Here is a 5,132-nt window from a genome sequence, read left to right as displayed (position 1 = left end):
CGCTCCGCGCCGCTCACGCGACCACCCCCGGCCCCTCTCCCAGCCCTCACCCCCGACCCCTCTCCCTTTGGGAGAGGGGGGTTAAGTTGAATCTGGAACCTAGACAGAGGTGAGGCCATGCAACCCAAAGGCGTTTTCTGGAAGCGGCGGCAGGTGTTGGCGGGCCTGGGATCCCTGGGGGCTTGGCTGGTTGGGCAAAGCTCTCCTCTGGCGCAAAACACCGGCGAGAACCCAGTGGAGTTGGGATCCCTGAGCTGGGCAGATATCCTGGAGCGGGCGCGGGGCAGCCAGGTGAATTGGGCCATGTGGAGCGGCAGCGAGGCCATCAACGGTTTTGTGGATGGCTGGGTCAAGCGGCAGTTGCAAGAGCGCCATGACATTCGTTTGAACCGGATCCCGCTCACGGATACCGTGGAAGCGGTCAACAAAGTGATTGGAGAGGTGCAGGCCGGGTTGCGCAGCGGCGGCAGCCTTGATCTGATTTGGATCAACGGCAACAATTTCCGCACCCTCAAGCAGGGGAACTTGCTCTACGGCCCCTTTGCCCAGAAACTGCCCAGCCTGCAGTTCTACAACCCTGCCGATATCGCAACGGATTTTGGCCTGCCCACCGAAGGCTATTCTGCCCCCTACACCGGCAACTATTTCCTGATGGCCTACAATGCCGAACGGGTGCCCAACCCGCCCCGGAGCTATGCCGAATTGTTGGCCTGGGCCGAGGCCAATCCAGGCCGGTTCGCCTACGTGGCCCCGCCGGATTTTCACGGTAGCCGCTTTCTGTTGAGCGCCTTCTACGGTGTGACAGGAGGCCATGCCCAATACAGCGGGCCGGAGTTCAATGCCGAGCTTTGGGCGCAACAATCCCCCGCTCTGGTGGACTACCTGAAAAAGCTGGATCCCTTGTTGTGGCGGCGAGGGCAAACCTATCCACCCACCTTTGCCCGCCTGGCGGAACTATTTGCCAACGGCGAGGTGTGGCTGATCCCCACCTTTATCGACCAGGTGATCTTGCGCAAGGGCAACGGCCAGTTTCCCCCCAGCACCACCCCCTATGGAATCCCCGGCACCAGCTTGATCGATCCCTCGTTCACGGCCATTCCCATCAACGCGGCCAACCCTTGGGGGGCAATGGTTTTGGCGGAGCTCTTGGCCAGCCCGGAAGGACAACTGGAAAAGTTCAAGCCGGATGTGTGGGGGGATCTGCCCCTGATCGATATCCGTCGTCTGTCTGCCGAGCTGCAGACCAACTTTGCCCAGCTAGAAGCTGCCGCCGGGATCCCCATTCGCGAGGCCATCGCCGGCGCTGTGCCCATCGTCCACCCCGAATACACGGTGCAACTGGAAGCCCTCTGGCAGCAACAGGTTTTGCCGGGATAGGTGGCCCCTCACCCCCAGCCCCTCTCCCTGGGGGACTCCCTCACCCCCAGCCCCTCTCCCTCAGGGAGAGGGGAGCTTTCGCTTCTCTGTTTCTGCAGGTGAGATGCTTGCTGTTCTGGCTTGGGGCAGCCAAACGCGAAAATGCGTCCATCCTTCCAAGCTGCTGACGGAGATCTGGCCCCCCATGTGCTCCACCAGTTGCTTGACCAGGGCCAGCCCCAGGCCGGTGCCGCCGTGCTTCCAGCGATCCGACTGCGGGATGCGGTAGAACTTCTCAAAGATGCGGGGCAGCTCCGATTCCGGGATCTCGCTGCTGTTGCTGCAGACAAAGAGGATCCCTTCTCCTTCCCAGGCCACCTGCAGGTGGATGGATCCCGCGGGGGCGGTGTATTTGACGGCGTTGTGCAGCAGCTCGCGCAAGATGCGGCCCAGGGCCGTGGGATCCGCCTCAAGGGGTGGGATCCCCTCTTCCAGGTGCAGTTGCAAACTTTGGTCTTTGGCCTGGGCCAGGGGCTGAACTGCCGCCACCAGATCCCGCAAATAGCGCGGCAGAAAGATCTCTTCGGGTTGGAGCAGATACTTCTCGGCTGCCAGCCGCTGCATGTCCAGCAGGTCGTTGATGAGATCAATTTGGCGGTTGCATTCCTTGAGGGCGATGGCGAAATAGTGCTGCTGCTTCTCGGGGTTATCGTGGGCTATTTGCAACATTTGTAGGGCCATGCGCACATTGGTCATGGGGGTGCGCAGCTCGTGGGAGACGGTGCTCAAGAAATCGTCCTTGAGCAGGTTGAGCCGCTCCAATTCCTTTACCTGGGCCTGGGCCGCCTCATACAGACGGGCCTGCCGCAGAGCCAGAGCAGACAGGTTGGCCACCTGATAGGCCAGTTGTCTCTCCGCTTCGGAAAACTCCTGCTGCCGCTCCAACAGCAGCAGCCCCAGCCGCTCTTGCTTGTCCCAAAGGGAGCAAGCCAAAAGCTGTACCCAGTGCCCCCCTCGCTCCTTTTGACAACAGCAGTGGACTTCCCAGGGCTGGTCAAGAAACGCATGGGAGTGCAGCAGGTGCCTCAGCTCGGGATCGTTGAGGTAGGCGGGATCCGCCTTCTCCGGAAACGAGCAAGCCGGGATCCAAGAGGATCCATCGGCACTGGTCAAGAAAATATGACAGCCGGTTAGGTTGAGGGCCTCGGCCAGACTCTTGACCACCTCTTCCAGGATCTCCCCCTCCTTGAGGCTGGCCACCATCTGGCCGCTGAGGGAGCGCAGCACCGCCTCAAAGCGCAAAGACTGCTCCAGCTTGGCGGTACGCAGCGCCACCTGGGCTTCCAGCTCGCGGTTGAGGGCTTCTAGCTGCTGTTGGATCCGCTTTTGCTCGGTGATCTCCCGCCCCACCGACAGGATCTCCACCAGTTGGCCCTGGCTGTCGAAAATGCCCTGATCCACCCAGCTCACCCAGCGGGATTGGCCATCTTCGCCGGGGTACTCCCGCTCGCTGCGGTGGTAAGGGTGCTCAGGCGTCAGAGCCGCAAGGGACTGCAGCACTGCCTCCCGTTCTTGCGGCGGCAGAGAGTCCACCCAACGGCTACCTATCGCTTCTTCTGCGGAACGGCCAAAAAAGCGCAGGTAGGCAGGGTTAGCATAGGTGATGCGGCTATCGGGCTGAAAGCGGCAGATCAGCTCCGTCTGCTGCTCCACCACAGCGCGGTACTGCTGCTGCTGTTGCCAGAGGCGATCCAGCAAAGCTTGTTGGTTGGTGGCCGCCTGCTGCCAAGCCTTGGCCAGGGTCTGCACCTCTTGGATAGGGCCGGGATCCACAGGGGGCCAGGCCAGGATCTCAGTGTGCACAAATTGCTCCGCTATTTGGGTAAGGCGGCGCAGCGGACGAGAGAGGGCTTCGCTGAGGAGGATCCCGGCGGCCAAAAAGCCCAGCAGCAGCCCACCCCCCAACAGGGCCGCCTGCCGAGCACTGGCATAGACAGGGGCTAAAAGGGCGCCCTCCGGGATCCCGTAGACGAAGTAAAAGACCAGCCCCCATTGATCCTGAATGGCCGTCACCTGCACCCGGTAGGGGATCCCGTCCACCTCAAGGCGCAGCAAACCTTCAGAGGCCGCCGTTGCCCAGGATCCCACCTGCTCTTGCACAGCCAGCAGCAGCGGCTGGGGAGACAGCTCCTCCCTGCCGGCCACCACCTGGCCCTCTTCATCCAGCAACCAGCTCACCCCTGGATACGCCAAGCTGGCCTGCAGATCCTCCAGAAAAGCCTGCAGTTGCTGAGCCGAGAGAGCAGCCACCAAGCTGCCGTAAACCCGCCCCTCCGCCTCGGCCAAGGGCAGCGCTGTCAGGATCAGCCGCTCCGGCCTCTGATTGGGAAACTCGACAAAAAAGTTGCTCACCACCCAGGTACGGCGGGCCCCTTCCTGTTGCAGGATCCCGGGAAACCAAGACAGCCGCCGCAAATCCACAAAGCCCAACTGCCGCTTCAAGCCGGTGGGATCCCCGCTTTCCGGATCCCGCTGGCGGCCCTGGACGGATCCCGGCTTCAGGCCTGGCGTGTGGTAGATCCAGATCGACCCATCGGTGTGGCGGCGGGCGGTTACAAACCCCCCCTCCGCTGAGACAAAGCCGATGTAGCTCAGCTTGGGAAACTGCTGCAACTGGCGGGCAAAATAGGCCTCAAGCCTCTCCAGATCTTGCGGCTGAAGCGCGGCCAAATTGGGCAGTAGCTCCCACTGGACTGCCCCTTGATTGAGGGCATTGATCTGAAGGGGGGCTTGGAGATAGCGCCTGAGGTGCTCTTCAGTGCGATGGTTAACCTCACTCTTCAGGTGCTCGGCCAACTGCAGCGCCATCTGCCGCCCAGCCCGCCAGAAGAGATAGCCCACCCCGCCTGCCCCCCCAGCCACTGCCAACAGCAGCGGCAACAGCAGCGCCACCTGCAAAGGAACCGCTCGAGAAGTGAGGAAGGGCAGGCGCATTGGAGAAGAAGAGGAAAACAGCATGGGATCCCTAGGCTTGGGGCGGCTCCAGAGCTCGCTGCAAAGCGCCGAGGAGAATTTCGGCACCAATGGCCAACAGCGCCACCGGGATTGCTCCCACCAACAGGATAGCGTTGTCGTAGAGGGCAAACCCCAGCGTGATGAAGCTGCCCAGCCCGCCCGCCCCGATAAAGGCGGCCAACGTGGCGCTGGCAATGACCTCGATAGTAGCGGTTTTAACACCGGCCAAGATTACCGGCAACGCCAAGGGGATCTCCACATGGCGTAGCACCTGCGCCGGCGTCATGCCCATTCCCAAAGCAGCTTCGCGTAGAGCCGGATCGAGGCTGCGGAAGGCCACATCCGTGCTGATTAAAATGGGGGGCAAGGCCAAGATCGTCAGGGCAATCGCCGCCGACTGAAAGCCAAGGCCAAAGTAGGGAATGGCCAAAAACAAAATCGCCAAGCTGGGGATCACCCGCAAGCTGCCGAAGGCATTGATCACCACGAGGGAAACCACCTGCGAGCGGGAGCTGCCAAAACCCAAGGGCAGGCCCACCAGCAACGCGATCCCCAGCGGCACCGCCACCAGTTGTAGGTGCTGGAGGAAAGCTTGAACTAGCAGGTCGCTGTTGCTGTAGGCGTAACTTAAAGAGCTGGCCAAAAGACTCATCGAGGGTGGGTAGGTGGCAGCAAGCTCCAAGATAACTCCCCTCTCCCTCTGGGAGAGGGGCTGGGGGTGAGGGGATCCCCTGTCTCTTATACAGATCGCCGAGCCCACG

At 61.8% G+C, this 5,132-nt stretch carries 3 protein-coding genes; 1 reads left to right on the top strand and 2 read right to left on the bottom strand.

Annotation, left to right across the window (positions count from 1 at the left end):
* Positions 1-117: 117 nt before the first annotated feature.
* Positions 118-1,377, top strand: coding sequence for an ABC transporter substrate-binding protein (locus NW853_RS08135; RefSeq protein WP_414335982.1), 1,260 nt, complete (start codon positions 118-120; stop codon positions 1,375-1,377).
* 60 nt (positions 1,378-1,437) lie between these two features.
* Here the strand turns inward: NW853_RS08135 and NW853_RS08130 are convergent, their stop codons facing one another.
* Both NW853_RS08130 and NW853_RS08125 read right to left on the bottom strand, forming a co-directional pair.
* Positions 1,438-4,374: an ATP-binding protein gene (locus tag NW853_RS08130; RefSeq protein ID WP_414348764.1), complete on the bottom strand. Its 2,937-nt coding sequence runs from the start codon at positions 4,372-4,374 to the stop codon at positions 1,438-1,440.
* 7 nt (positions 4,375-4,381) lie between these two features.
* Positions 4,382-5,132: ABC transporter permease (locus NW853_RS08125; protein ID WP_414348763.1), on the bottom strand; the 751-nt coding region annotated here is incomplete at its 5' end.

It is taken from the genome of Synechococcus sp. H55.11 (assembly GCF_047462475.1).
In the GTDB taxonomy this organism is placed as follows: domain Bacteria; phylum Cyanobacteriota; class Cyanobacteriia; order Thermostichales; family Thermostichaceae; genus Thermostichus.
This window is presented reverse-complemented; position numbering and strand designations above follow the sequence as displayed.

Excerpts from the sequence above, each read along its gene's own strand:
- NW853_RS08135 (WP_414335982.1), top strand. The coding sequence starts at position 118 with ATGCAACCCAAAGGCGTTTTCTGGAAGCGGCGGCAGGTGTTGGCGGGC.
- NW853_RS08130 (WP_414348764.1), bottom strand. The coding sequence starts at position 4,374 with ATGCTGTTTTCCTCTTCTTCTCCAATGCGCCTGCCCTTCCTCACTTCT.